Here is a 21234-nt window from a genome sequence, read left to right as displayed (position 1 = left end):
TCACGTCCATTCGACAATCATAGCGGTAGTTGAAGAGAGAAGGATGCCTTGAACAGGCTCTCCCGCTCAAGGCAGTTTGCCGGATTCAGGCGTGTAAGACGCCACCGCTGATTCCTGTTAGCGGGCGCCCCAGGTATCGGTCAACCGATAGCCTTCCGCCCAGGGGTCAGACGGATCGAGCATGTGCTGATGCGTGCCAGTAATCCAGGCGCGACCGGAAATTTCTGGCAGGATCGCTGCGCGATCACCGACTGTCGTGGTTCCCAGAATGCGGCCGGAGAAGGTCGAGCCGATCAATGAGACAGCGGTCAGACGATCTTCAGGCGTCATCTGCCCACGCGCATGCAATACCGCCATGCGCGCCGACAGCGCCGTTCCGGTCGGCGAACGATCGACCTTGCCGGGCTGGATCGCAACCGCAGCGCCTGCCCGCAGGCCTTCCGCGGTGCGCTCCACCGGACCGGCGAAGAGGCAGAAGGAGAAGTGCTTCCAATCCGCATTTTCCGGGTGGTGGAACCCGAGCGCAGCGTTGGCAGTGTTGGTGATGCGCACGCCGAGCTTTGCAATGTCATGCGCCTCGTCGGGCGACAGGCTGAAGCCCATCGCCGCGGCGTCGACGATGACGAAGCTGTCGCCGCCATAGGCAGTATCGACGGTCAGCGTGCCCAGGCCCTCGACTTCCAGCTTCGCATCCAGTCGTTCCGCAAAGCTCGGCAGGTTCTGCACGAAGATGCGCTCGGCCTTGCCGTTCCGGCATTCGGCGCGCACGCGAACGAGGCCACCGGGGGCTTCCAGGGTGATCTCAGTGACGGGCTCCTGCATCGGCAGGATGCCGCTGTCCAGCAACACAGTGGAGACGCAGATCGAGTTCGAGCCGGACATCGGAGGCGTGTCCTCGGGCTCCATGATGATGAAGGCGGCATCGGCATCGGGATGCTTCGGAGGGACCAGCAGATTGACGTGGCGGAAGACACCGCCGCGCGGTTCGTTCAGCACGAAGTTGCGCAATGTCCCGTCACGGGCGATCCAGCGGCTTTGTTCCCATATGGTTTCGCCGGGCGGCGGCGTAACGCCGCCAACGATGACATCGCCCACCTCGCCCTCGGCATGGGCGGACACGACATGGATGGTCTTGGTACTGCGCATGATACCTCCTCAGGAAAGCCAATTAGGGAGCCGCGGGGGGACGCGACCCGTCAGAGCCGCTTCGACACAATCAGCAAGGCTGCCGAAGCGAACGGCGCGGCCGGAGAGCCCTGGGCCGTAGTGGGCATACTTGCCGGAATTCGTCAGCAGGGCACGGGTCCGCGTCGGGAACAGCGGCTCGGAAATCGAACACCAGCAAAGATCGGGGAGGACCTGCACGCCCGCATCCTCCAACCTGTCGAGCAGACCCTCGTTGCGGGCATCACTGATCACCTGGCGACCGGCAGTGACGATCACCGCGACGCTGGCATGTCGGCGACGACCAGCCAGAACCTCAGCCAAGGCGCGGCATTCGGTCAAGGAGGCATGCGGACTGCCGATAGCGATGAGTTCCACCTCCTCCGGCCCGCCGTTCAGGGTAGTCCAGGCCGCAGCCATGTCGGCGCGGGAGATCGATGCACGGTCGGCATCATCGCGGGCAGCGCCGGCAGCTTCGGGCGTGACGCCTTCGATATGCAGCATGGGTGCAGCAGAGGTGGTGCCGAAGGCGGCGCACAGGGCCTTGAGATCATCCGGCGTCGGCTGTGCGGGAGCAAGGCCGCGCAGAAGCGGAATGCGGTCCGGCGCCGCGCGACCGGCGAGATAGCCGATCAGTGGCCAGAAGGCGTCGTCGACCTTTGCCGGCAACTCCACATCGATGATCCGCCGCGCCTTCCGGTGCTCGTCGAGATAGACGCCAGAAAGTGGCGCTCGACCGGTCAGCGCGATGCAGAGGTCGAGAAAATCGGGGTGCTTTGCCGTTCTGGCTCCGAGCACTGTGTTGGCGAAGATCACCGCATTGGATTCCGCCCAGGCGATGGATTCGCCCGCCTGCGGCGCGCTGTCAAGCAGGTAAGGAGAGCAGGTGAAGGTCGGCCGACAGCCCATGCGGACATAGGCATCGGCAAGCCCGGCCGCCGGGTCGCCGAACGCCTGCGGCACGCCCTGCGCCTGCCAATTGGCACGGTCGACGGAAATGGCGTTCATCGTGGTCGGCACGCAAACCTGCGCCCCCATGTCGGCCATCTTTTCCGCGAAGGTGAGATTGGCCGGGCTCGCATAAATGCAGCCGTCGATGTGGCCTTGCGTGACATCGACAAGGCCGTGCGCGCCCTGCTGCGCTGCCATGGCGCTGATGATGCGCATGGCCTGCTGCACGGCGACGCCCTGCTGTCCGTTCAGCATGGCGCGGTCGGCTTCGCTAAGATCGAGTGCAGCGGTTGCCGGTGGTGCAATCGGAATCTCCAACCCGTCTGCCACGACGGCCTTATCGCTGATCTCGGCGGTTTTCGCACGGGAGAGTGCGGAGAAGGCGTCGTGGCCAAGCCGCAGGACAGGCAGCGGCTTTCCGAACATTTCAGACGCGATCAGCGCACCGAGCGTCAGCACATCCTCGGCCTCCGAAAAAACCAGAGCGGCCGGTGCGCGCCCTGTCAGCACAAGATCGAGGAGAACGCCGGAGCCCGTGCAGGACCCACGGCTCGACGGCATCATCAAGATGCTGCCTGTCAGGCACGCCCCGTGAAGCGGGTGGTGTACGTCGATCACACAGCCGGTCGCTGGGTCGACTCCACCCCAGAAGCTTAGAGCCTCATCGGTGGCGATAACCGGACCGCGGACAGAGCCAGCGAGAATGCTGCGATCGGGTACAGAGTGTTTCATGTCGGCGAAGCCTCAAGGAGAGAGATGGCATTCACCAACGGGGATGTTACGAGCAAACGTCACGGTTCGCTCGCATTGATCCCCGTCAGAATCTTTGGGGCGAGAAGGGCGCGATGTCGATCGCGGGCTTCTTGCCGGTCAACAGTTCCGCGACGATGCGTGCGGTGCCTGCCGACTGCGTCAGGCCGAGATGGCCGTGGCCAAAAGCATAGACCACCCGCTTGGTATTACGGGCTTGGCCGATGGCGGGTAGGCTGTCGGGCAAGGACGGACGGAACCCCATCCATTGCACGCCGCCCTGCGGCTTCAACCCGGGCAGGAAGCTGCGAGCTTTCTCCAGCATCGCTTCCGAGCGTTGGAAATTCGGCGGCAGCTTCAGCCCTCCGAGTTCGACGGAGCCACCAACGCGAATACCCGTCGATAGCCGGGTAACGACAAAGCCGTGACCGCCGAAGGTAATCTGCGTGCGCAGGTCGAAAGCCTCGGGAGGAAGCGTGGTATTGTAGCCACGCTCCGTTTCCAGCGGAATCTTCTCGCCGATCGTGCGCGCCACTTGATGGGAAAAGGCGCCTGCCGACAAGACGACCTGTGCGGCCCGTCGCAAACCGCCGCCGACGCTCAGAACATCGACACCACCCTCGGCGGGACGCAAAGCCGTTACCTCTGCGCGCTCAATCATGCCGCCCATCGAGCGGAAGTGATCCGCCAAGGCCAGGGTATAGAGTTTGGGATCGGCGATCGAGTACCAACCCGGCGTGAAGGTGCCATGGGTGAAACGCGTCGCGAGGCCGGGCTGGATCTCGGCGATCCCAGCCGCATCGACGTGGTGGAACTCGACACCGTGCGCTTCGCGCGCCTTCCAGCCGGGAAGCGCGGCCTTCAACTCGGCCTCGCCCTCATAGACCTGAAGGTTGCCGTCCTTGCGCAGCATGGCCATGGTGCCGGTTTGCTGCAGGAACGGTTCGAGCTCGGCTTTCGAAAGATCCATCAGCGCGGTTTGCGCTGCGGTCGAATGGGCGACACAACCGGGCGCACAGGCCCGCCAGAACCGGAACATCCATGGTGCGATCTGCAGGGCATACGCCGGCGGCACCGAAAGCGGCCCGAGTGGGTCGAGCAGCCACTTCGGCGCCTTCTTCAGGATGCCGGGTGAGGCAAGCGGCAGGATGTCGGTAAAGGCGAAGGCGCCGGCATTGCCTGCCGATGCTCCGGCAGCGGGACCTTCGCGATCGAGTACGACCACGGAAAGGCCCCTTGCCTGTGCTACGATCGCCGCGGATAGGCCGACGACCCCCGCGCCGATCACGATGACATCAGGTTGGGTTTGATCGTTCATCATCGCCTCAGTGAGTGGCAGCGAGGAAGGCCTGCAGCTCCGGATCCTTCGGCGCACCGAACAGCTCTTCCGGCGGAGCGATCTCGGCCATTACACCCTTGTGGAAGAAAGCGACGCGATCGGAAACCTCGCGCGCAAACTTCATTTCGTGCGTGACGCAGATCATAGTCATCCCTTCGGAGGCGAGCATGCGCAGCGTGTCGAGGACTTCACCGACCAGCTGTGGGTCGAGCGCCGAGGTGACCTCGTCGAACAGCATGTATTCCGGCGACATCGCCAGCGCGCGGGCAATTGCCATGCGCTGCTGTTGGCCGCCGGACATGCGGTTCGGATAGACCTTGAGCTTCTCCCCAAGGCCTACGTGAGTGAGCTGCTTCACGGCGATCGCTTCGGCTTCTGCCTTGGGAAGACCGAGCACCTTTCGTGGCGCGAGCATGACGTTTTCCAGCACGGTCAGATGCGGGAACGCGTTCCACTGCTGGAAGACGATGCCGAGCTTGCGGCGGAGCTTATTCAGGTCGGTCGCCTTGGCATGGACATCCGTGCCGTCAACGACGATACGGCCGCTATCGATGGCTTCGAGACCATTGATACAGGTGAGCAATGTCGACTTTCCCGAGCCGGAACCGCCGATGATGGTCAGCACCTCGCCCTTCGGGACAGTGAGGTTGATGCCCTTGAGGACCTCCAATGAGCCGAAGGATTTGCGGACGTTTTCAATCTCAATCATTGGGGGACCACCGTCTTTCGAGATACCCGCCAATCCGGGCGATGGGGAAGCTGATGATAAAGTAGACTGCGCCGCAGATCATCAGGATGAACAACGGTTCCTGCAGCCGGGTCACGAGGATCTGCGAGGCGCGCAGCAGCTCAATCAGGCCGAGCCAAAGTACCAGCGCGGAATCCTTCATGACGCCAAGCGTGAGGCCGATCCAGGACGGCAGCGACACGCGTGTCGCAAGCGGCATGACAATGTAGCGCATATCCTGCGACCAGGTCATGCCGAGCGACCGGGCAGCACGCCGCGTGGTCGGCGACACCGAAGAAATTCCGCCTCGGACGATTTCCGTGCAGTAGGCGGCCGTATAGAGCGACAGGACAACGCAGGAGGTCGTGAACGGAGGCCAGCCAAGCCGCATGATCGACTGCAAAGCATTGCCGAGCACAAGCTGGATCAACAAAGGCACCGAGCGGAAGACGTCGAGCGCGAAGGTCAGCGGTGCGGACCAGTAGGGTCCGAGTTCGACGCGGATCATCCCGAAGAGGATGCCGAGGACGGTTCCGGCCGCGACCGAAACAACGGTAACCGCGAGCGTCATCCCCGCGCCTTGCGCCAGGAAGGCCAGATCACCCCAGGTGAGGGCAGTACCAAACATCTCTCACCTCTCTCAGTAGCGGAACATGCGCCAGGCAAGCGCCCGGGCGGCAAGGGTCAGAACTTTGGCGATGACGTAGTAGATCACCGCAGCCAAGGCGAAGAATTCAAAAGTACGGAAGGAGCGCGCATTCAGCTCCTGCGTCACGCCGGCAAGATCGGTGTTCATGCCGACGGTCACGCCAAGCGACGTCATCAGAACGGCCCAGACCATCTGGTTGGTCGCCGGCAGGAACGCCACGCGCAGCATTTGCGGAAGGACAATCAGTCGAAACGCCTGCATGGACGTCATGCCAAGCGAGCGCCCGGCGCGTGTCTGTGTGTCCGGGATCGCCTTCAGCGCACCACGGAAATTCTCCGCCAAGTAACCGGCGTTGTTAAAGGCAATGCCAACCAGGAGCGCGGTAAACGGCGTGAGGTGAATGCCAAAATTGCCAAGGCCAAAATGGGCCATGTAGATCTGGAAGAGCGCAGGTGTGTTTCGCGCAATCTCGACCCAGCCTGTGGCAAAGCCAGCGAGAATACGGTTGCCGGATAGCCGGAACAAGGTCAGCGCAAGCGCGCACGCCAGTCCGATAATCATGGACAGGAGCGCGATCTGCAGCGTTACCAGCGCGCCGTCGAGCATCTGGGGCAATGCCTTGAGCGCTTGGTTCCAGTGGAAGGTGTAGTTGAACATGACCGTCTCACCTTGTCGTAAAGCTACGGCGCGAGGGATGACCTCGCGCCGCGGGAGAAACGGTCCAGATTAGCGGTAAACGCCGTTGACCGCGAGCGACGGGACGTCGCCGCCGACCCACTTCTTGTAGAGCTCGGCGTAGCGGCCGGTGCGAACCTGCTGGTTGATGAACAGGTTCAGGTAGTTGACCAGACCGTATTCCTCACGATTGGTGAAGAGTGCGACGTAGTCGATGTCGAACGGCGCCTTGCCGACCACTGCGACGCCCGGGAACTTGCCGGTCTTGACGTTGGCCTGGGCAACGGTCGAGGTCGAGACGGTGGCGTCAAGCTGGCCCTGGCTCAGTGCGAGGAACACGTCGGCCTGCGTCTGGTAAGGACGGAACTCACCGACGCCCCAAGCCTTGACCTGCTTTTCGAGCGCGATCGCTTCGTAGGTGCCAGCCGTCGCGCCGACAACCTTGCCCTTCATGTCTTCGAACGACTTCACGCCCGACTTCTCGTTGGCGGTAACCGCCATCTCGAAGGCAAAGTAGGGAACCGTCATGCCGACGGTCTTGGCGCGCTCGAGCGTGTCGGAGGTGGAGGCAACGCCGACATCAACGCGACCGGACATCAGCGCCGGAATGCGCTCGGGGAACGGGGTCTCGACGATTTCGGCAGTTACGCCGAGCGCCTTGGCCAGATCGTTGCAGTAGTCCACGTCGAAGCCGATCGGATTGTTGTTCTCGTCGCGCGAGCCCATCGGCGGGAAGTCCAGCACAACGGCGCAGCGCAGCGTGCCCGAACCGATGATGTCGTCCAGCTTGTCGGCTTTGGCCGGGCTGGTCAGGAGGGTGGCGGTGGCCAGAAGGCCGAAAGCGAGGACCGAGGTTTTCATTTTTCTCTCTCCCAGAGTTGGATTTGTCGATGGACAGCGAGGCGCACTATTCCTCTTCAGCGCGCGCAAATCAATCTTAAAATACATCAAGTATGCAAAAAGTATAAGGCGAATAGCGATCATGTCGACAAAAAGGGCGGCCAAGTAGTGGCCGCCCTTTGCTTTTCTACCTCTCGATGAAAATCAGCCGAGGAAATCCTCAGGCAGAAGATCTTCCGACATATTCTGGTACGAGACCGGCCGCAGGAAGCGGCGGATCGACATCGTGCCGACGCTGGTTGCTCCGAAGTTCGTCGAAGCCGGATAGGGGCCGCCATGGACCATGGAATCGACTACCTCGACGCCTGTCGGGAACCCGTTGACAAGGACGCGCCCCGCCTTTCGCTCGAGCACTGGGCGCAGACGGCGGGCGTGGGCGATGTCGCCGGCATCCATGTGGATCGTCGCCGTCAACTGACCTTCGAAGCCGCGCGCCAGCTGCTCCATCTCATCGATCGTCTTAACGCGAACCACAAGGCCAAGCGGCCCGAAGACCTCTTCACCGAGGGCGTGGTCGGCCAGGAACTGCGCACCGGTCGTCTCAAAAAGGTTGGGTGCAGCCGTCCGGCCGGAGGACTCGCCGGTGAACAGCTGCTTGACCGTATTGCGGGTTGCAAAGCGCGTCTGTCCATCCTGATAGGCCTTCGCGATGCCGTCCGTGAGCATGGTCTGCGGCGTTACCTTGCCCAGCGCTTCGACCGTTGCGGCCACGAAGCGATCGGCTTCGGCGCCTTCCGCCACGACGGCGATGCCGGGATTGGTGCAGAACTGCCCGGCACCCATGGTCAGCGATCCCGCCCAGCCCTGGCCGAGCGTTTCGCCGCGTGCCTTCAGCGCTTCGGGCAAAAGGAACATCGGATTGACAGAACCGAGTTCGCCGAAGAACGGGATCGGTTCAGGCCGTGCAGCACACAGGTTGAAAAGCGCGCGACCGCCGGCGAGCGAGCCGGTGAAGCCGACAGCCTTGATACGCGGATGCTGCACCAGGGCTTCGCCGACTTGGCGATTGCCGCCCTGGATCAGCGAGAAGACGCCGGGATGAACGCCGGTCTTACGAATGGCAGCCTCGATCGCCTGGGCGACGATTTCGCCGGTGCCGGGATGCGCCGAGTGACCCTTGACCACAACAGGGCAACCCGCGGCTAGTGCGGCCGCCGTATCACCGCCAGCAGTCGAGAAGGCCAGCGGGAAGTTCGACGCGCCGAAGACGGCCACCGGGCCGATCGGGCGCTGAATGAGCCGGATCTCCGGCCGCGGCGCGGGTTGACGGTCGGGCAGTGCCGCGTCACGGCGGCGGTCAAGATACTCGCCCTTTTCGATGTGATCGGCGAAGAGCCGCAACTGGCCGGTCGTGCGGCCGCGTTCGCCCTGCAGGCGCGCTTCCGGCAGACCCGTTTCCTGGCTACCAATCTCCGTGATTGCCTCGGCGCGCACCTCGATCTCGTCAGCGATCGCACGAAGGAACGCGGCCCGCTCTGCGCGTGTGGAGTAGCCGTAGCTCCAGAAGGCATCTTCGGCCGCCTCGCAGGCGCGGCTCACCAGGTCGACCGTGCCGACGGCGAACTGATGCACTGGACCATGAGCCGGTGCGGATGCAAAAGTACCCGCTCCGTCGAGCCATTCGCCCGCGACGAGGTGTTTTCCATTGGGAGTGAAGACCATTTGCTATTCCTTCCTTGAAAGCCGGGGGCGCCTTGCGAAAATCCATCTGCAGGCGAATTGCGCATGTCGGATCTTTGTATACTCTATGTATTTATAACTTCAACACTCGATCGCCTTCGGCGGCCGGGCCAGCCATGAGAGACACAAGATGAGCGAGAACACCACCCTGACCGTCGCGGCCCTACAGGAGAGGGTCGATGCAATTTTCCGCAAGGCGGGCCTCAACGAGATCCAAGCCGGTGCGCTCGCTCGCGTAATTGTCGCCGGGGAGCGGGATGCCTGCAAGTCGCACGGTATCTATCGGATCGAAGGTGCGTTGCGTACGGTCAAAGCGGGCAAGGTGAAGCCGCATGCGGTTCCGGAATTGCTGCTGCAGGAGGGTTCGGCGATTGTAAAGGTCAACGCAAAGGGTGGCTTCGCCAATCCGGCCTTCGAACTCGGCCTGCCGGCACTCGCGGAGCGCGCCCGAGCATGCGGACTGGCAGCACTCGTTATCAACGACTGCACCCACTTCTCCGCCCTGTGGCCAGAAGCAGAAGCGCTGACCGAACAAGGACTTGCGGGTCTCGTCATGTGCCCGAGCTATGCGACAGTTGCACCGACAGGAGGCAACAAACCCCTGCTCGGCACCAACCCCTTCGCCTTCGCCTGGCCGCGCGCCGGCCAGCCACCCTATGTCTTCGATTTCGCCACCTCGGTTGCCGCGCGCGGGGAAATCGAGCTGCATCGGCGGGCCGGAAAGTCACTGCCAGAGGGGTGGGCAATCGATGCCGACGGCAATCCGACAACCGATCCGGAGGCTGCGCTTGCCGGCGCCATGCTGCCATTCGGCGGACACAAGGGCTCGGCCATCGGCACGATGATCGAGCTGCTCGCCGGCATTATGATCGGCGACCTGACAAGCCCAGAGGTGCTTGACTATCTCGGCACGACAACACTTGCGCCCTTCCATGGCGAATTGATCATCGCCTTCTCGCCGGAAGCCTTCGCCGCGGGCCGGCCGGGCAATCCGTTTGCGCGTGCAGAGATTTTGTTTGAGGCAATCGTCGGCCAAGGCGCCCGCCTGCCCTCACAGCGCCGGTATGTGGCGCGAGCAAAATCGGAAACCAATGGCGTCACGCTGACCGAGGCCGAAATCAAGCAGCTCGAGCGGTTGTTCGCACTCGGTCTGGAGGCGGTGGCCTGAGCCACCACCAGAGACCACCGGAAACGCAAAAAGGCCCTCCGTTGGAGGGCCTTTCGATCTGAGAGCTTTAGAAAATCAAGCCTTGTACTTCGCCACCGCGCCAGGGAGCTTGCTCCACTCCGCGTACCAGTTGTTGAAGAGCTTGAACTGAGATTCGACATAGCCGCGCTGGCTGTCCGTCAGGACGTCGGTTTCGTTGAAGTGGAGCGTGTATTCCTTGTCGCCCTTCAGCACCATCATGTGCTTGAAGAACAGGACGAGGTCCGGGCCTTCGTCGAACGAGGAGAGGACTGCCAGTGCCTGCTCGAGTTCCAGCGCGCGCTGGCGGGCATCCGCATCGCCTTCAGCAGCTGCCTGCGAAAGGTTGCAGAGGTGCAGCACTTCCTTCGGCAGCACATTGCCGATGCCGGTGATGGCGCCGGTCGCGCCGCAGTTCACGAAGCCGTGGAAGACGGCCGTGTCAACGCCGATCATCAGCGAAACACCATCATCGCGGCTGGTGATGTTCTCGGCCGCATAACGCATATCGGCAGCGCCGCCGAATTCCTTGAAACCGACGAGGTTAGGATGCTCGGCCCGGAGCGCAAAGAACAGATCAGCGCGGGTGGCAAAACCATAATAGGGGCTGTTGTAGATGACAGCAGGAAGATCGGGGGCAGCCGAGAGGATTGCCTTGAAGTGCGCCTTCTGGGCGCCGATCACCGAGCCACGCGACAGAACACGCGGGATGACCATCAGGCCCTGGGCGCCGACCTTCTGGGCGTGCGCTGCATGTGCAACGGCCGAGGCGCTGTTGACGGCACCGGTGCCAACGATGACCGGGATGCCAGCCTTTACAAGGCGCTCGACGCCTTCCATGCGCTGCGCATCGGTCAGGAGCGGCCAGTCACCCATCGAACCGCAGTAAACGACTGCCGACATGCCCTGGGCAATCAGTTCCTGTCCCTTGCGGACAAGGGCGTCGAAATCGGGGGTACGATCCTGCTTGCAGGGGGTCATCAGGGCGGGGATCACGCCCGAGAAAATCTTAGCCTTCATATCGGTCTCCTTTCGGCCGTTTGATCAGTCGGCCGACACAAACGCGTGCAGAGCCTCCCTCTTTGTCAGGTGATATATCATCTTGTATTTTATTTGTCGACAAGAAAAACGCAGACGCCGGCGCGGTCTTTAAAGCGCTATGTCGATCCCGACATCACGGCTGAAAAGCTTCTGCACTTGGGCAACGATCTGCTCCGCGTGCGCCTTGCCCAAGCGGTCGGCTGCCTCGATGTCGCGCGCCTCGATGGCGGCGATGATTTCGGCGTGTTCATCGACGAAGCGTTGCGGAAACTGCTCGTCGTAGGATCGATAATAGAGCCGGAGGATGCGTCTTCCCTCATCGAGCAATCGACGGAACAGGCTCGTGAAGTATGGGTTGCGGCCCGCCTCGGCGATCGCTGCGTGAAACGCCGCATTGGTCGAGATCATCCTCAACGCATCCCGCGCATTCACGGCAGCGGCATAGTCTTCGTGGAAACCACGGATGACGGCCAGATCCTCAGGGCGATGGTTTCGCGCGGCAAGCCTTGTCGTGACGCGGTACATCAGCACAAGCGCATCGAAGAAGGTGTTGAGGTTCAGGAAGTCGATATTCGATACCATGGTCGAGCGGTTTGGGAGCGTCTCGATCAGGCCCTCGCCCGCCAGCCGAACCAGTGCCTCGCGGATCGGTGTACGCGACATCTTGAATCGCTCTGCCAATTGCACCTCGTCGATGGGGCTGCCAGGAGGCAATACGAGATCAAGGATCTCGTCGCGCAAGAGGTCGTAGACCATCTTGACGCCGGAGCCGCGCTTGCGCTCTGGGGTGGAGTTCGTATCTGTATCAGCCATTGAAGAATCCTTTTGTCGACAAAAGGAATACTTTTTCTCGCGGACTGGTCAATAGCGCTGGCAACCTCGGCGGGTGAAACGGGCAGCACGTCGCGCGAGCATACAAAGCGGCGGCTCTCCGGATAACATGATAGACTGTCGCGAAGATCCATCGGCGCCACCCGAACTCGGTCGGCAATGCAATTAAGTGCTCATTTATTCCTCTATTCTAGCATTGCAAAACGACCCACTGAGGGGACGAAGGTACGAGACAGAATGCGGATCAGCACGATTACAAATTGGGCCTATGCCGTCACCGTTGTGCTCACCGTTCTCTCGGGCGGAGCGTTCATTCTGTCTGCCTATAGCGCCGTGCGCGAACGATCCGCGGTGGAAACGCGGCAGCAACTCGACGAGCTTGCTGATGAACTCGCAATAGCGGCCGAACAGACGACGGAGGATGCCCGCCTCTTTGTGATGCGCGGCGAGGACCGTCACCTTCAGGCCTTCCGCAGCGCCGATGGCGAGGAACGCGCTCGCGAGGAAGCCATCAAGGGCTTGAAGTTGACCAATCTGTCATCGCCGGAACTTGCCGCATTGCGCCGGTTGGAAAGTGACGCAGAGGCATTGGACCAAATCGAGGAACGTGCCGTTGCCGACTATGGGAACGGCGATCGCGACGGTGCACGGCAGACCCTTTTTGGACCGGAGCACGAGCGCTTGCAGACTGACCTGCTGGCCAGCGTTCAGCATTTTACCGATCTCGTGGCGACCCGCGCCGACGACGAACTCGCTGCAGCAAAAGCAAGAACCGACCTATGGGACAATATAGCGAAGTCGATGTTGGGGCTGACGGCGGCCGTCTTCATCGGCGTCCTGTACTTTGTGTTGAAGCGTCGGGTGGCAACGCCGCTGCTCAGAATGACTGGGATCGTCAATCGACTGGCAAAGCAGGACTATGACGTCGAGGTGCTGCCCGACAGGCGACATGACGAGATCGGCGAAATGAACGAAGCGATCCAGATCTTCCGCGACAATGGCCTGGAGCGAGAGCGCCTGGATGCCGAGCGGCGGCGCGATCAGAAAACGAAGGATCACATTCTTCAGATGATGCATCGGCTTCAGGCTTGCCAGCAACAGGAAGAGCTTGCCGATGTCGTTTCACTTTTCGCGCCGCAGATCTTTCCACATCTCGCGGGACACCTCTACCTCATGAACAGTGGCCGATCGGCCCTCACCTCCGCCAGTCGCTGGCTTCAGCCGAGCCGGTCGCATGACATACTGGCGCCGGCGGAATGCTGGGGGTTGAGACGCGGCAGGCCGCATGTCAGCGACCATTCGCGGGACGATGTCCCCTGCCAGCATCTGGAGGAAGGGGAACACGCTTGCATCTGCATACCGCTCTCCGCTCATGGCGACACGGTCGGTCTTCTCTATTTCGAGGGCACCGATGGCGGCAAGGCGATGGAGACCGCAAGGCTCTACATAGAGATCATCGCCGAGAACATCGGACTGGCGATCGCCAATCTTCAGCTGAGGGAACGGTTGACCCATCTTGCCGTACGCGATCCCCTGACAGGTCTTCTCAATCGTCGCTCGCTGGACGACGAAATGAACCGGCTTCGCCGAGACCCTGTGGATCGTCCCACGGCCTGCCTGATGGTCGACATCGATCACTTCAAGCACTTCAATGACGAGTTCGGACATGATGCCGGCGACCATGTGATGCGGCAGGTTGCAACCCTGATGGCTGAGACGGCTGGCAAGTCGGGTTCGGTTTACAGGTTTGGCGGCGAGGAGTTCACAGTCATTCTGCCCGAAGGGACGAGCGAGTCCTCATTCGATATTGGGGAGAAACTCCGCAACGCGGTCGAGGCTGCACCCATAACCTATCAGGGACGGCCGCTAGGGACCGTAACCGTGTCGATCGGGATTGCCTTGGCGGATGATGACAAACCAGCCGCCACAATCCTGCAAAGAGCCGACGCGGCCCTCCTTCGCGCCAAATCGAAGGGCAGGAACATCACTTTGATCGATGGCGCCGACGGGTCGCCCAATCATCGGCTTGCCGGGTAGCCTTCTCAATCCCTTGACTGCAAGCCCGCCCTTCCCCGCTTCACCGAGGGATCGACACGGTTGACGGCCTCGGCAGAAGTTACTTGCATGATGAAAGTCACTTCTGTACTGACTTGCATCATGCAACGAACAAGCTTCGCCAATTTCAAATGCCCGGTGGCCCGTGCGCTCGACAGCGTCGGCGACTGGTGGAGTATCATGATCTTGCGCGATGCGTTTCAGGGCCTCACACGCTTCGACGAATTCCAGAAGAGCCTCGGCGTTGCCCCAAACATCCTGACCCGCCGACTTGCGCATCTTGTCGAGGCCGGCCTCCTCCAGAAACGGCTCTACAGCGATCGCCCCGCCCGCCACGAATACGTGTTGACCGAAACGGGCCAGGATTTCTTTCCGGTTCTGATGGCGTTGTTTTCGTGGGGCCGCCGCCATGTGCCGGAGGAAGATCTTGCTTTCCTGCTCGGAAACGCTGACTCGGGCAAGGAGCGACGCACCCAACTCGTCGACGTCGAAACCGGCGAAGAACTCACCCCTCGGAATACCTGCCTGCTTCCCGGCCCTGCGGCCGAGGAAAGCGATCGCGAACGCATTGCGCGCGCCAGGGCATGGTATCTCGGCATCGATGCCTAACAAGGAAAAGAGAGATGAATCGGATCGTCGTGACTGGCATGGGACTCGTGTCGCCACTTGGCACGGGAGTCGAAACGGCATGGCAACGGCTGCTTGCCGGCGGTTCTGGGCTTCGCGTTCTCAGTGATGACATCGTCGGCGACCTCTCGGCTAAAGTCGGCGGTGTCGTGCCATCGGTCGCAGGCGACACTGAAGGCGGATTCGATCCGGACCGCTATATTCAGCCCAAGGATCAGAAGAAAATGGACCGCTTCATCCACTTTGCGATGGGCGCTGCTGACGAAGCAGTCCGGCAGGCCGGATGGACCCCTGATGATACGGTCGCGCGGGAGCGCACAGCGACGATTATTGCCTCCGGCGTCGGGGGCTTTCCCGCTATCACGGATGCGGTCCGTACAGTTGAGACGCGCGGCGTTCGTCGACTCTCGCCCTTCATCGTGCCGTCGTTCCTCGTCAACCTAGCAGCCGGCCAGGTGAGTATCCGCTATGGCTTCAAGGGTCCGCTCGGCGCTCCTGTGACGGCTTGCGCCGCCAGTGTCCAGGCGATCGGCGATGCCGCACGGCTGATCCGCTCCGGCGAAGCGGATGTTGCGATCTGTGGCGGTGCGGAGGCCTGCATCGACAGAGTAAGCCTCGGGGGCTTCGCTGCGGCGCGGGCACTCTCCACCGGCTTCAACGATCGACCGGAGCTTGCCTCGCGTCCGTTTGATACCGGTCGCGATGGCTTTGTCATGGGCGAAGGCGCGGGCATCCTCGTCATCGAGTCCCTGGAGCATGCGCTCGCTCGGGGCGCCACGCCGCTGGCCGAGCTGGTCGGATACGGCACTGCGGCCGATGCTTACCATATGACCGCTGGACCCGAAGATGGCGACGGAGCGCGCCGCGCCATGGAGGCAGCAATCCGGCAGGCCAGGATCGCCCCGTCGGAGATCAAGCATCTCAACGCGCATGCGACATCAACGCCGGTGGGCGACCGCGGCGAACTGGCGGCTATCGGCACCGTCTTCGGCCGTAACGGCGAGATTGCCGTGAGTGCGACGAAGTCCGCCACCGGCCATCTGCTTGGCGCCGCCGGCGGGCTTGAGGCGATCTTCACGATCCTTGCATTGCGCGACCAGGTCGCGCCGCCCACCCGCAATCTCGATGAAACTGATCCCGCTGCCGAAGGGCTCGACATTGTCGGCAAGACGGGACGTGAACTCGTCACGGAGTATGCAATCACCAACGGCTTCGGTTTTGGTGGTGTCAACGCAAGCGCCCTCTTCCGACGTTGGAGCTAAGAATTGGACACGTTCCAACCGATCGCTTCTCAGAGTTTGCAATTTGTGGTTCAAATCTCCGTGCTGCTTCCTGTCCCAATCATCTGGTGATGATCACTATCGGGATGGCACAACAGATCATTGGTTGCGCTGTTTCGCCAAATCCGGACCGTATTGCTTTGCTTGAATTAGAGACTTCCCTCTCTCGGTAGGTAAGCTTTGAAGCACTCGCCCCACTGGCGATGCGGTAGTGTCTCTCAACCGTCAATTCCGGCGGGAAGAAGAGGAGAGATACAATGAAAATCAAGGGCCTAGTAATCGCTGCCGTGTTCGCTCTTTCATCGGTTTCCGCAGTTTATGCGGCGGACAATGAGGCCGTCACGGATCAGGGCGGATGGGGCAACTACGCGGGCACAGCCCAGCATGGCAAGGGCAACTTCAGCGGCACGATACAGCGCGGCGGCTGGAATGACGCCACAACTGTTCAACACGGCAGATACAACGAATCCGTAACCTATCAAAAAGGTATCGGCAACGACTCCTATACAGAACAAACGGGCAGAGGAAACCTGTCTTTTACCGGGCAGTTTGGTAAGGGCAACACCTCCTCGACCTACCAGCAGGGCAAGGGCAATACCTCAGTCACCATTCAGCATTAGTATCGTACATTTGAAAGTCAGCGGCATTGCCGCTGACTTCTTTTGCCTGGAGTCCTACAATGATCGCAGCCCTCCCTCCCGTCGTTTGCATCATCGAGCACCATAAGGAAAGTGCCGGAGCGATGACCCTCATTCCGACAATCGAGAGTGACGGCCGCCGCGAAGGAACCTATCAGTTCGAGATTTTCTCGAATGCCAATGGCAATACTTCAAGCAATGTTCAAGGCGGCGATTTCCAGAAGGATGACCCGGGACGACTCGCGCTGTCGCGATCAACGGTCTCGGTGTCGCCGAACGGATGGAGCGCCCGGCTGACCGTCTACGGTCCTGACGGCGAGAAGCTCTGCGTCGTCTCGGTGCCGTGACATTTATGCACCGTTTGGGTGATCTTCCGAATGAAGGAAACGAGGCTAATTGATTGTATACTAAATTATAATAGTAATGGACCTCCGCGTGTCGTGCCGGCGTGCTTCGGCGGCCATATTGAGGTGATGAGGGAATGCGGATTTGTTGGGCCGTTCAGTCTCACAAACTGGCTGCTATCCTTGTTGCGACACTGGCGGGCATTGCAGGTAGCGGCTCCATTGCAGTTGCCGATGACATCAAAACCGCGCCGACGGCGCAGAGTGTTGAGCCTGCACTGGATCTGCAGATCGGGATCGGGATCAACTGGCTGAACCTACCAAGTTGGGGTTCGCGCCGGCCCGACTTCTTCGGAAGTGGAGATAGCAGAGTTACCGATGACGGCTTCAATCTCGGTGTCAGCCTGGATTTGCCACTCGGCCAGATGGGATCGCAGCCCTTTGTGTTGGAATGGAACGGCAGTATCGCCGACCTTTCGTCCAATTCCACTGACCGCACGAGCCTTGCCGGACAGAATTCACTGAACTTAACCTTCGGCAACGCCGCAAACGGCAGCATCAATACTCTGACCGCATCCCCTGTTGGCACCCTTCCTGCGGCTGCGGTGGCAGACGTGACAGTCAACGACAGCGCGGGCGGCGCGGCGCATATCAACTCCACGGCGTCGTCCACGGATCCGACTGGCCGGATTACGCAGTTTGCGTCGAGCAGCTCCATTACCGGTGGCGTTTTTACTGCGCTGGTGACCAATGGCGGCACGCCCAGCGCAGCTGCCTATGCGGCGTTTGCCGACAATACAGGCCTCACGCTGCAGGCGACAGGTGACCTCAGCAACAGCGCTATCGTGGATGAGCGCAATGAAGATGCCACGGTAATCGATCAAGCGCTGCTCCTTGGTGCTCCGATCGACCTGCAAGACGGCTGGGCGATTACGCCAAAAGTCGGGCCAATGTATCGATCAATCGATCGCGACGTAGATTTTCGCAGGACGCTTGTTATCGGGAGCAGCATTCCGGGCGTAGTGGTGCCTGGCGTCAGTGTCGCGCAGAACGACGAACTCGATGCGCGCTATGTCGGCGCTTTGGCCGAACTGGCTGTGACCAAGGCATTGCAACCGGATCTCAGCGTTTCGTTCGACGCACGATTCGGCGGCGCTTACCTTCATTCCCGCTATAGAAGCCACTATTCCGCAGGTCTGCCAAGCGTATCCACCGGCGACTTCGACTTCGTCTCCGAAACGCGCGACGACGCCAGCCTGCTTGCCGGCGTTGGCGCCGGGCTGCGGTACGCGCCGGTGGAGAACCTACAGGTTGGGTTGGACGCCGGCGTGAACTTCGTCAACAAGGTGCCAACAATCGACTATGTCGCGGATGCCGGTGGTGGCGTATCGCCCACGATCGGCATGAGCCACGCCATCGACTATAACGTCTCCGTCAACGTGACTTGGCGGTTCTGAGCCAAAGATCAGCACATCGCGGAGAGCATCGACAGGCAGTGCAGAAATTGCGTCTGCCGGTTCACCCCGACGCGCGCCATCGCGGAGGCAAGCTGGTTGTGGACCGTATTCTTTGAGACGCCACGTTGGCGCGCGATCTCCGACGCCGTTTCTCCCCTCAGAAGGCAATATGCGAGATCGGCCTCTGTCGGGGTCAGGCCAAAGATGGACTTGATCGTGTCAGGTGCCAACAGACTGTTTCCACCAAGTTCGCGTATCGTCAGCATGTAAACACGCTCATTGGTGGCAAAGACGTTCTTGAATTGCGATCCGAGGCCAACACGCCCCGACAGGGCATCGACGCTTACCAACCATTTGACATTCTTGACCTTGTCCTCGACCCAGGCAACGTGCCGAACACGCCCATGTAATGTCGCCAGGCCAATCAGACGGGCAACTTCATCCTGAAGGGCCGAATCGACGAAATCGATCGCCGAATCGCTGTATTCGACAAGCAGGTGCGATGCCTCGACAAATTTCTCGAAACTACCGTTGGCGAGACGCACCTGATAGTCTTCCGTGATAATCGCAGAAGGTGCGGAAGAACTGAAGAAGGCGCTCTCCATATGCGCGGACCTCTCCCGCTCCAGGAGCGTCGCCTTTTGGATGGCAAAGGCCGTCTGAAAATGCGGCAGCAATTTCTGCAGCATTTCGGCGGCTCTATCCGTTTCGGTTCGACCTGGGCGATCGAAATGGAGCATCAGCGTAATGCGGCGTCCGCCTTCCTTGACAAGAACGAGCGTCAGAAGGCTACCCTCCGTACCAAAGCATTCACGCACGGGTACTTCCCATTGGGGACTGAGCCTTGCCTTTAAATCGATCGTCAGGAACGCTCCTTGCCCCAGGGCAAGCGTCGCCGCATGCAATGCGGCAATCATCGGAGGGTTGGAGAGCGCGCTTTTCGGAACGCCTTTTGCGAACACGCTCGCGCGCCGATCTTCCGCTCCCTTGAAGCCTACGACAGCTCCCGCCGCGGCCTTGGTGATGTCGATCAGCTCCGCTATGACCTTTTGCCACTCGGGCGGGCTCACAACGGTCTCATAGATCAACTGCACCAACGGCAAGCATATATCTTCACCAAAGCTATTGACCATCGGACCCACTCCAATGCCTGGCGAATTTCCAAAATCTTACGTCCGGCCGCGTCTTTTAGAAACGCCGACCGCCGCATTTATTCAGCGGCACGATTGCCGCGCTTTCACCTCTCATGAATGTTTCAGGCTACCTTCATCCCGGTCCGACCGTGCGGTCGAAGGTGGTTCCCAGCCACTTGCCTGCTCTCCATGCCTCGGCGGCTTTAGGAAAAGCCGAAGAGAAGCCACGTCTCTATACGAAACAACGATGTCTCCTCCAGATTGTTTTTATGCCTTCTGATCATACAGCCAATGCCAAAAACAAGCAGTGCGCTCATTTGGCCAGAGACGAAATGCCGCTACAGGTGCGGCGTCTGATGTCGGAACAGCTCCGACAACACCCCTAAAAACCTAGAGATTTCTAAGAATAGCATGCGCCTTCTTGTTGTAAAATGGTTAATATCTGTCCTATTCTTACAACAATAGGGGTATATATTACTGTAATCTACAAGAATTACATGGCAATCTGAAGTTGAAATCCGGCTACCATCTATCATACAGTTGAAGTTTCGGCGCCTGGCCTGGCAGAGAACCGGTGGTTTTCTCCCTCGTCGCGCCGCTAAAATCCGATGTTTGCAATTTTTCATTGAATGCGATGTCTTCAAACAACCGTCGCCCTCACATTAACGTTGGGTTAACCATAATCGTCGTTTACCATAGGTAGCGGCCCCAAGGGTCGTTGATTCGCAAGTCCAGCGCGAAATTTGCGTATGGAGGTGAGGAAAGACGATTGCGGCGACCCAAAACGTTCAGTCTGCTGAAGGCATTAGGCTTGGCATTGCTTGCCGGGCTCGTGGCCGGATGTCAGTCTGCGGGAAATGTTAGCTCACCAAACATTTCCGAAACGGTCCCCGCCGAAAGGGCACTGGCTTTGCCTCCGCCAGGCGGCCCTTCGATTGTCAGCGTCGTCGAACACAAGCGCGGCAACGGCACGGAGCAGATGATTTCGCTCTACACATCATCTTCCGTATCCGGGCAAAATTTTCTTAAGGTGCAGTTCCTTGGTGCGTCGGGCGCCAATCCCGGCATCGGAAGCGCTTCCTACCAGATGATCAGTGAGAACGGGATAATCCGCGAAGCATTTGCCGCCGTGCCCGGTGTGCAGATGGCGCGATCGACGACCTATCTGCAAAACAGCTATGGACCGTTTAGCTACGCTTCGGGCGAGAGCGGTTCAGGCGATACGTGCATTTACGGCTGGCAGCAGATCCGCTCCAGCCGGTCGGCCCACACACAAGCGCGCAACTTCGGAATGATCCAGGTACGATTGCGCCTTTGCGATGCACGAGCAACCGAAAGGCAGTTGCTGGGCATTATGTACGGCTACACAATCGTTGGGACGCTCAATGGAGAAATCTGGAATCCGTTTGGATTTCCGCATGGCGCTGATCCAACACTCGGACGCCCTGGCAATCCGATCTATCCTGATGAGGGCGGCTACAGGAACACGCCGATGGCCTTCGGCTATGAACCTGCCCGTCCGGAAATCCAATCTCGTGTCGTTCGCGTACGCAGCGTTCAGCCGAAAGCGGAAGAGGCCCCTCTGCAATTGCCGCCCCCGACAGGTCCTCGTGTACCATTGCCGGACGGCGCCAGCGGTCAGCCGCAACCAGACATGTCAGCAGCGCCTTCGAACGAACAGACACAACAGAGAACCGTAACGGCGAGCGGCGTCACGGTGCCGTTGCCAGAGTGTATAGGGGATTCGGCCATGACGGCCGCGTGCCAGAGATAGACGTGAAGGGGCTATGGTGTTCCCAAGCGCCCA

19 protein-coding genes are annotated in these 21234 nt (G+C 60.5%); 8 read left to right on the top strand and 11 right to left on the bottom strand.

The features are described 5' to 3' along the window. Positions 1-117: 117 nt before the first annotated feature. From RGCCGE502_RS00335 to RGCCGE502_RS00300, 8 genes are all read right to left on the bottom strand, one after another. Positions 118-1146, bottom strand: a complete 1029-nt coding sequence (locus tag RGCCGE502_RS00335; protein WP_016552169.1) for a trans-3-hydroxy-L-proline dehydratase — start codon at positions 1144-1146, stop codon at positions 118-120. A gap of 9 nt (positions 1147-1155) precedes the next feature. Then, positions 1156-2847: a cis-3-hydroxy-L-proline dehydratase gene (lhpI, locus tag RGCCGE502_RS00330; RefSeq protein ID WP_016552168.1), complete on the bottom strand. Its 1692-nt coding sequence runs from the start codon at positions 2845-2847 to the stop codon at positions 1156-1158. 85 nt (positions 2848-2932) lie between these two features. Continuing rightward, positions 2933-4183 (bottom strand): NAD(P)/FAD-dependent oxidoreductase, encoded by a 1251-nt coding sequence (locus tag RGCCGE502_RS00325; protein WP_016552167.1) that lies wholly within the window; start codon positions 4181-4183, stop codon positions 2933-2935. Positions 4184-4190: 7 nt separating this feature from the next. Beyond that, positions 4191-4913, bottom strand: coding sequence for an amino acid ABC transporter ATP-binding protein (locus tag RGCCGE502_RS00320; protein ID WP_016552166.1), 723 nt, complete (start codon positions 4911-4913; stop codon positions 4191-4193). Next, positions 4906-5559: an amino acid ABC transporter permease gene (locus tag RGCCGE502_RS00315; RefSeq protein ID WP_016552165.1), complete on the bottom strand. Its 654-nt coding sequence runs from the start codon at positions 5557-5559 to the stop codon at positions 4906-4908. Before RGCCGE502_RS00315 ends, RGCCGE502_RS00320 begins: the two co-directional genes overlap by 8 nt. 12 nt (positions 5560-5571) lie before the next feature. Continuing rightward, positions 5572-6237: an amino acid ABC transporter permease gene (locus tag RGCCGE502_RS00310; RefSeq protein WP_016552164.1), complete on the bottom strand. Its 666-nt coding sequence runs from the start codon at positions 6235-6237 to the stop codon at positions 5572-5574. Positions 6238-6306: 69 nt separating this feature from the next. Then, positions 6307-7116, bottom strand: a complete 810-nt coding sequence (locus tag RGCCGE502_RS00305) for an ABC transporter substrate-binding protein (protein ID WP_016552163.1) — start codon at positions 7114-7116, stop codon at positions 6307-6309. A 183-nt stretch (positions 7117-7299) separates the two neighbouring features. Next, positions 7300-8817 carry an aldehyde dehydrogenase (NADP(+)) gene (locus RGCCGE502_RS00300; RefSeq protein WP_016552162.1) on the bottom strand — a complete coding sequence of 506 codons (1518 nt, stop codon included), beginning with the start codon at positions 8815-8817 and terminating at the stop codon, positions 7300-7302. Between the two features lie 148 nt (positions 8818-8965). Between RGCCGE502_RS00300 and RGCCGE502_RS00295 the strand changes: the two genes are divergently transcribed. Further along, positions 8966-10003 carry an Ldh family oxidoreductase gene (locus RGCCGE502_RS00295; RefSeq protein ID WP_016552161.1) on the top strand — a complete coding sequence of 346 codons (1038 nt, stop codon included), beginning with the start codon at positions 8966-8968 and terminating at the stop codon, positions 10001-10003. A gap of 75 nt (positions 10004-10078) precedes the next feature. Here the strand turns inward: RGCCGE502_RS00295 and RGCCGE502_RS00290 are convergent, their stop codons facing one another. Together RGCCGE502_RS00290 and RGCCGE502_RS00285 are read right to left on the bottom strand one after the other, a co-directional pair. Then, positions 10079-11041 (bottom strand): dihydrodipicolinate synthase family protein, encoded by a 963-nt coding sequence (locus RGCCGE502_RS00290; protein WP_016552160.1) that lies wholly within the window; start codon positions 11039-11041, stop codon positions 10079-10081. A 129-nt stretch (positions 11042-11170) separates the two neighbouring features. Continuing rightward, complete coding sequence (locus RGCCGE502_RS00285; RefSeq protein ID WP_016552159.1) at positions 11171-11875, bottom strand: GntR family transcriptional regulator; 705 nt, start codon at positions 11873-11875, stop codon at positions 11171-11173. Between the two features lie 255 nt (positions 11876-12130). Between RGCCGE502_RS00285 and RGCCGE502_RS00280 the strand changes: the two genes are divergently transcribed. The 6 genes from RGCCGE502_RS00280 to RGCCGE502_RS00255 all read left to right on the top strand — a co-directional run bounded on the left by RGCCGE502_RS00280 (position 12131) and on the right by RGCCGE502_RS00255 (position 18294). Further along, positions 12131-13930 (top strand): diguanylate cyclase, encoded by a 1800-nt coding sequence (locus RGCCGE502_RS00280; RefSeq protein WP_016552158.1) that lies wholly within the window; start codon positions 12131-12133, stop codon positions 13928-13930. A gap of 120 nt (positions 13931-14050) precedes the next feature. Further along, positions 14051-14557, top strand: a complete 507-nt coding sequence (locus tag RGCCGE502_RS00275; RefSeq protein WP_019279577.1) for a winged helix-turn-helix transcriptional regulator — start codon at positions 14051-14053, stop codon at positions 14555-14557. Between the two features lie 14 nt (positions 14558-14571). Continuing rightward, entirely contained in the window at positions 14572-15837 is a 1266-nt protein-coding gene (gene fabF / locus RGCCGE502_RS00270; protein WP_016552156.1) for a beta-ketoacyl-ACP synthase II, read from the top strand. Positions 15838-16112: 275 nt separating this feature from the next. Then, positions 16113-16475, top strand: coding sequence for a hypothetical protein (locus RGCCGE502_RS00265; protein ID WP_016552155.1), 363 nt, complete (start codon positions 16113-16115; stop codon positions 16473-16475). Between the two features lie 59 nt (positions 16476-16534). Continuing rightward, positions 16535-16840 (top strand): curli-like amyloid fiber formation chaperone CsgH, encoded by a 306-nt coding sequence (gene csgH / locus RGCCGE502_RS00260; protein WP_016552154.1) that lies wholly within the window; start codon positions 16535-16537, stop codon positions 16838-16840. 134 nt (positions 16841-16974) lie between these two features. After that, on the top strand, positions 16975-18294 hold the full coding sequence (locus RGCCGE502_RS00255) for a hypothetical protein (protein ID WP_016552153.1): 1320 nt from the start codon (positions 16975-16977) through the stop codon (positions 18292-18294). An 8-nt stretch (positions 18295-18302) separates the two neighbouring features. Here RGCCGE502_RS00255 and RGCCGE502_RS00250 read toward each other — a convergent pair whose 3' ends face one another. Continuing rightward, entirely contained in the window at positions 18303-19427 is a 1125-nt protein-coding gene (locus RGCCGE502_RS00250; RefSeq protein ID WP_016552152.1) for a helix-turn-helix transcriptional regulator, read from the bottom strand. A 769-nt stretch (positions 19428-20196) separates the two neighbouring features. Here RGCCGE502_RS00250 and bcsN point away from each other — a divergent pair. After that, on the top strand, positions 20197-21201 hold the full coding sequence (gene bcsN, locus RGCCGE502_RS00245; protein ID WP_016552151.1) for a cellulose biosynthesis protein BcsN: 1005 nt from the start codon (positions 20197-20199) through the stop codon (positions 21199-21201). Positions 21202-21234: the final 33 nt, after the last annotated feature.

Source organism: Rhizobium grahamii CCGE 502 (genome assembly GCF_000298315.2).
Classification (GTDB): Bacteria; Pseudomonadota; Alphaproteobacteria; order Rhizobiales; family Rhizobiaceae; genus Rhizobium; species Rhizobium grahamii.
Note: the sequence above shows the minus strand (reverse complement) of the source record. Positions and strands in the feature narration are given on the sequence as shown.

What these genes read in the sequence shown, in the direction of transcription:
- RGCCGE502_RS00275 (WP_019279577.1), top strand. Translation starts at nt 14,051, where the DNA reads ATGCAACGAACAAGCTTCGCCAATTTCAAATGCCCGGTGGCCCGTGCG.
- RGCCGE502_RS00335 (WP_016552169.1), bottom strand. Translation starts at nt 1,146, where the DNA reads ATGCGCAGTACCAAGACCATCCATGTCGTGTCCGCCCATGCCGAGGGC.
- RGCCGE502_RS00325 (WP_016552167.1), bottom strand. Translation starts at nt 4,183, where the DNA reads ATGAACGATCAAACCCAACCTGATGTCATCGTGATCGGCGCGGGGGTC.
- RGCCGE502_RS00280 (WP_016552158.1), top strand. Translation starts at nt 12,131, where the DNA reads ATGCGGATCAGCACGATTACAAATTGGGCCTATGCCGTCACCGTTGTG.
- RGCCGE502_RS00300 (WP_016552162.1), bottom strand. Translation starts at nt 8,817, where the DNA reads ATGGTCTTCACTCCCAATGGAAAACACCTCGTCGCGGGCGAATGGCTC.
- RGCCGE502_RS00290 (WP_016552160.1), bottom strand. Translation starts at nt 11,041, where the DNA reads ATGAAGGCTAAGATTTTCTCGGGCGTGATCCCCGCCCTGATGACCCCC.
- RGCCGE502_RS00310 (WP_016552164.1), bottom strand. Translation starts at nt 6,237, where the DNA reads ATGTTCAACTACACCTTCCACTGGAACCAAGCGCTCAAGGCATTGCCC.
- RGCCGE502_RS00315 (WP_016552165.1), bottom strand. Translation starts at nt 5,559, where the DNA reads ATGTTTGGTACTGCCCTCACCTGGGGTGATCTGGCCTTCCTGGCGCAA.
- csgH (WP_016552154.1), top strand. Translation starts at nt 16,535, where the DNA reads ATGATCGCAGCCCTCCCTCCCGTCGTTTGCATCATCGAGCACCATAAG.
- RGCCGE502_RS00305 (WP_016552163.1), bottom strand. Translation starts at nt 7,116, where the DNA reads ATGAAAACCTCGGTCCTCGCTTTCGGCCTTCTGGCCACCGCCACCCTC.
- RGCCGE502_RS00320 (WP_016552166.1), bottom strand. Translation starts at nt 4,913, where the DNA reads ATGATTGAGATTGAAAACGTCCGCAAATCCTTCGGCTCATTGGAGGTC.
- RGCCGE502_RS00265 (WP_016552155.1), top strand. Translation starts at nt 16,113, where the DNA reads ATGAAAATCAAGGGCCTAGTAATCGCTGCCGTGTTCGCTCTTTCATCG.
- fabF (WP_016552156.1), top strand. Translation starts at nt 14,572, where the DNA reads ATGAATCGGATCGTCGTGACTGGCATGGGACTCGTGTCGCCACTTGGC.
- RGCCGE502_RS00295 (WP_016552161.1), top strand. Translation starts at nt 8,966, where the DNA reads ATGAGCGAGAACACCACCCTGACCGTCGCGGCCCTACAGGAGAGGGTC.
- RGCCGE502_RS00285 (WP_016552159.1), bottom strand. Translation starts at nt 11,875, where the DNA reads ATGGCTGATACAGATACGAACTCCACCCCAGAGCGCAAGCGCGGCTCC.
- lhpI (WP_016552168.1), bottom strand. Translation starts at nt 2,847, where the DNA reads ATGAAACACTCTGTACCCGATCGCAGCATTCTCGCTGGCTCTGTCCGC.
- RGCCGE502_RS00250 (WP_016552152.1), bottom strand. Translation starts at nt 19,427, where the DNA reads ATGGTCAATAGCTTTGGTGAAGATATATGCTTGCCGTTGGTGCAGTTG.
- RGCCGE502_RS00255 (WP_016552153.1), top strand. Translation starts at nt 16,975, where the DNA reads ATGCGGATTTGTTGGGCCGTTCAGTCTCACAAACTGGCTGCTATCCTT.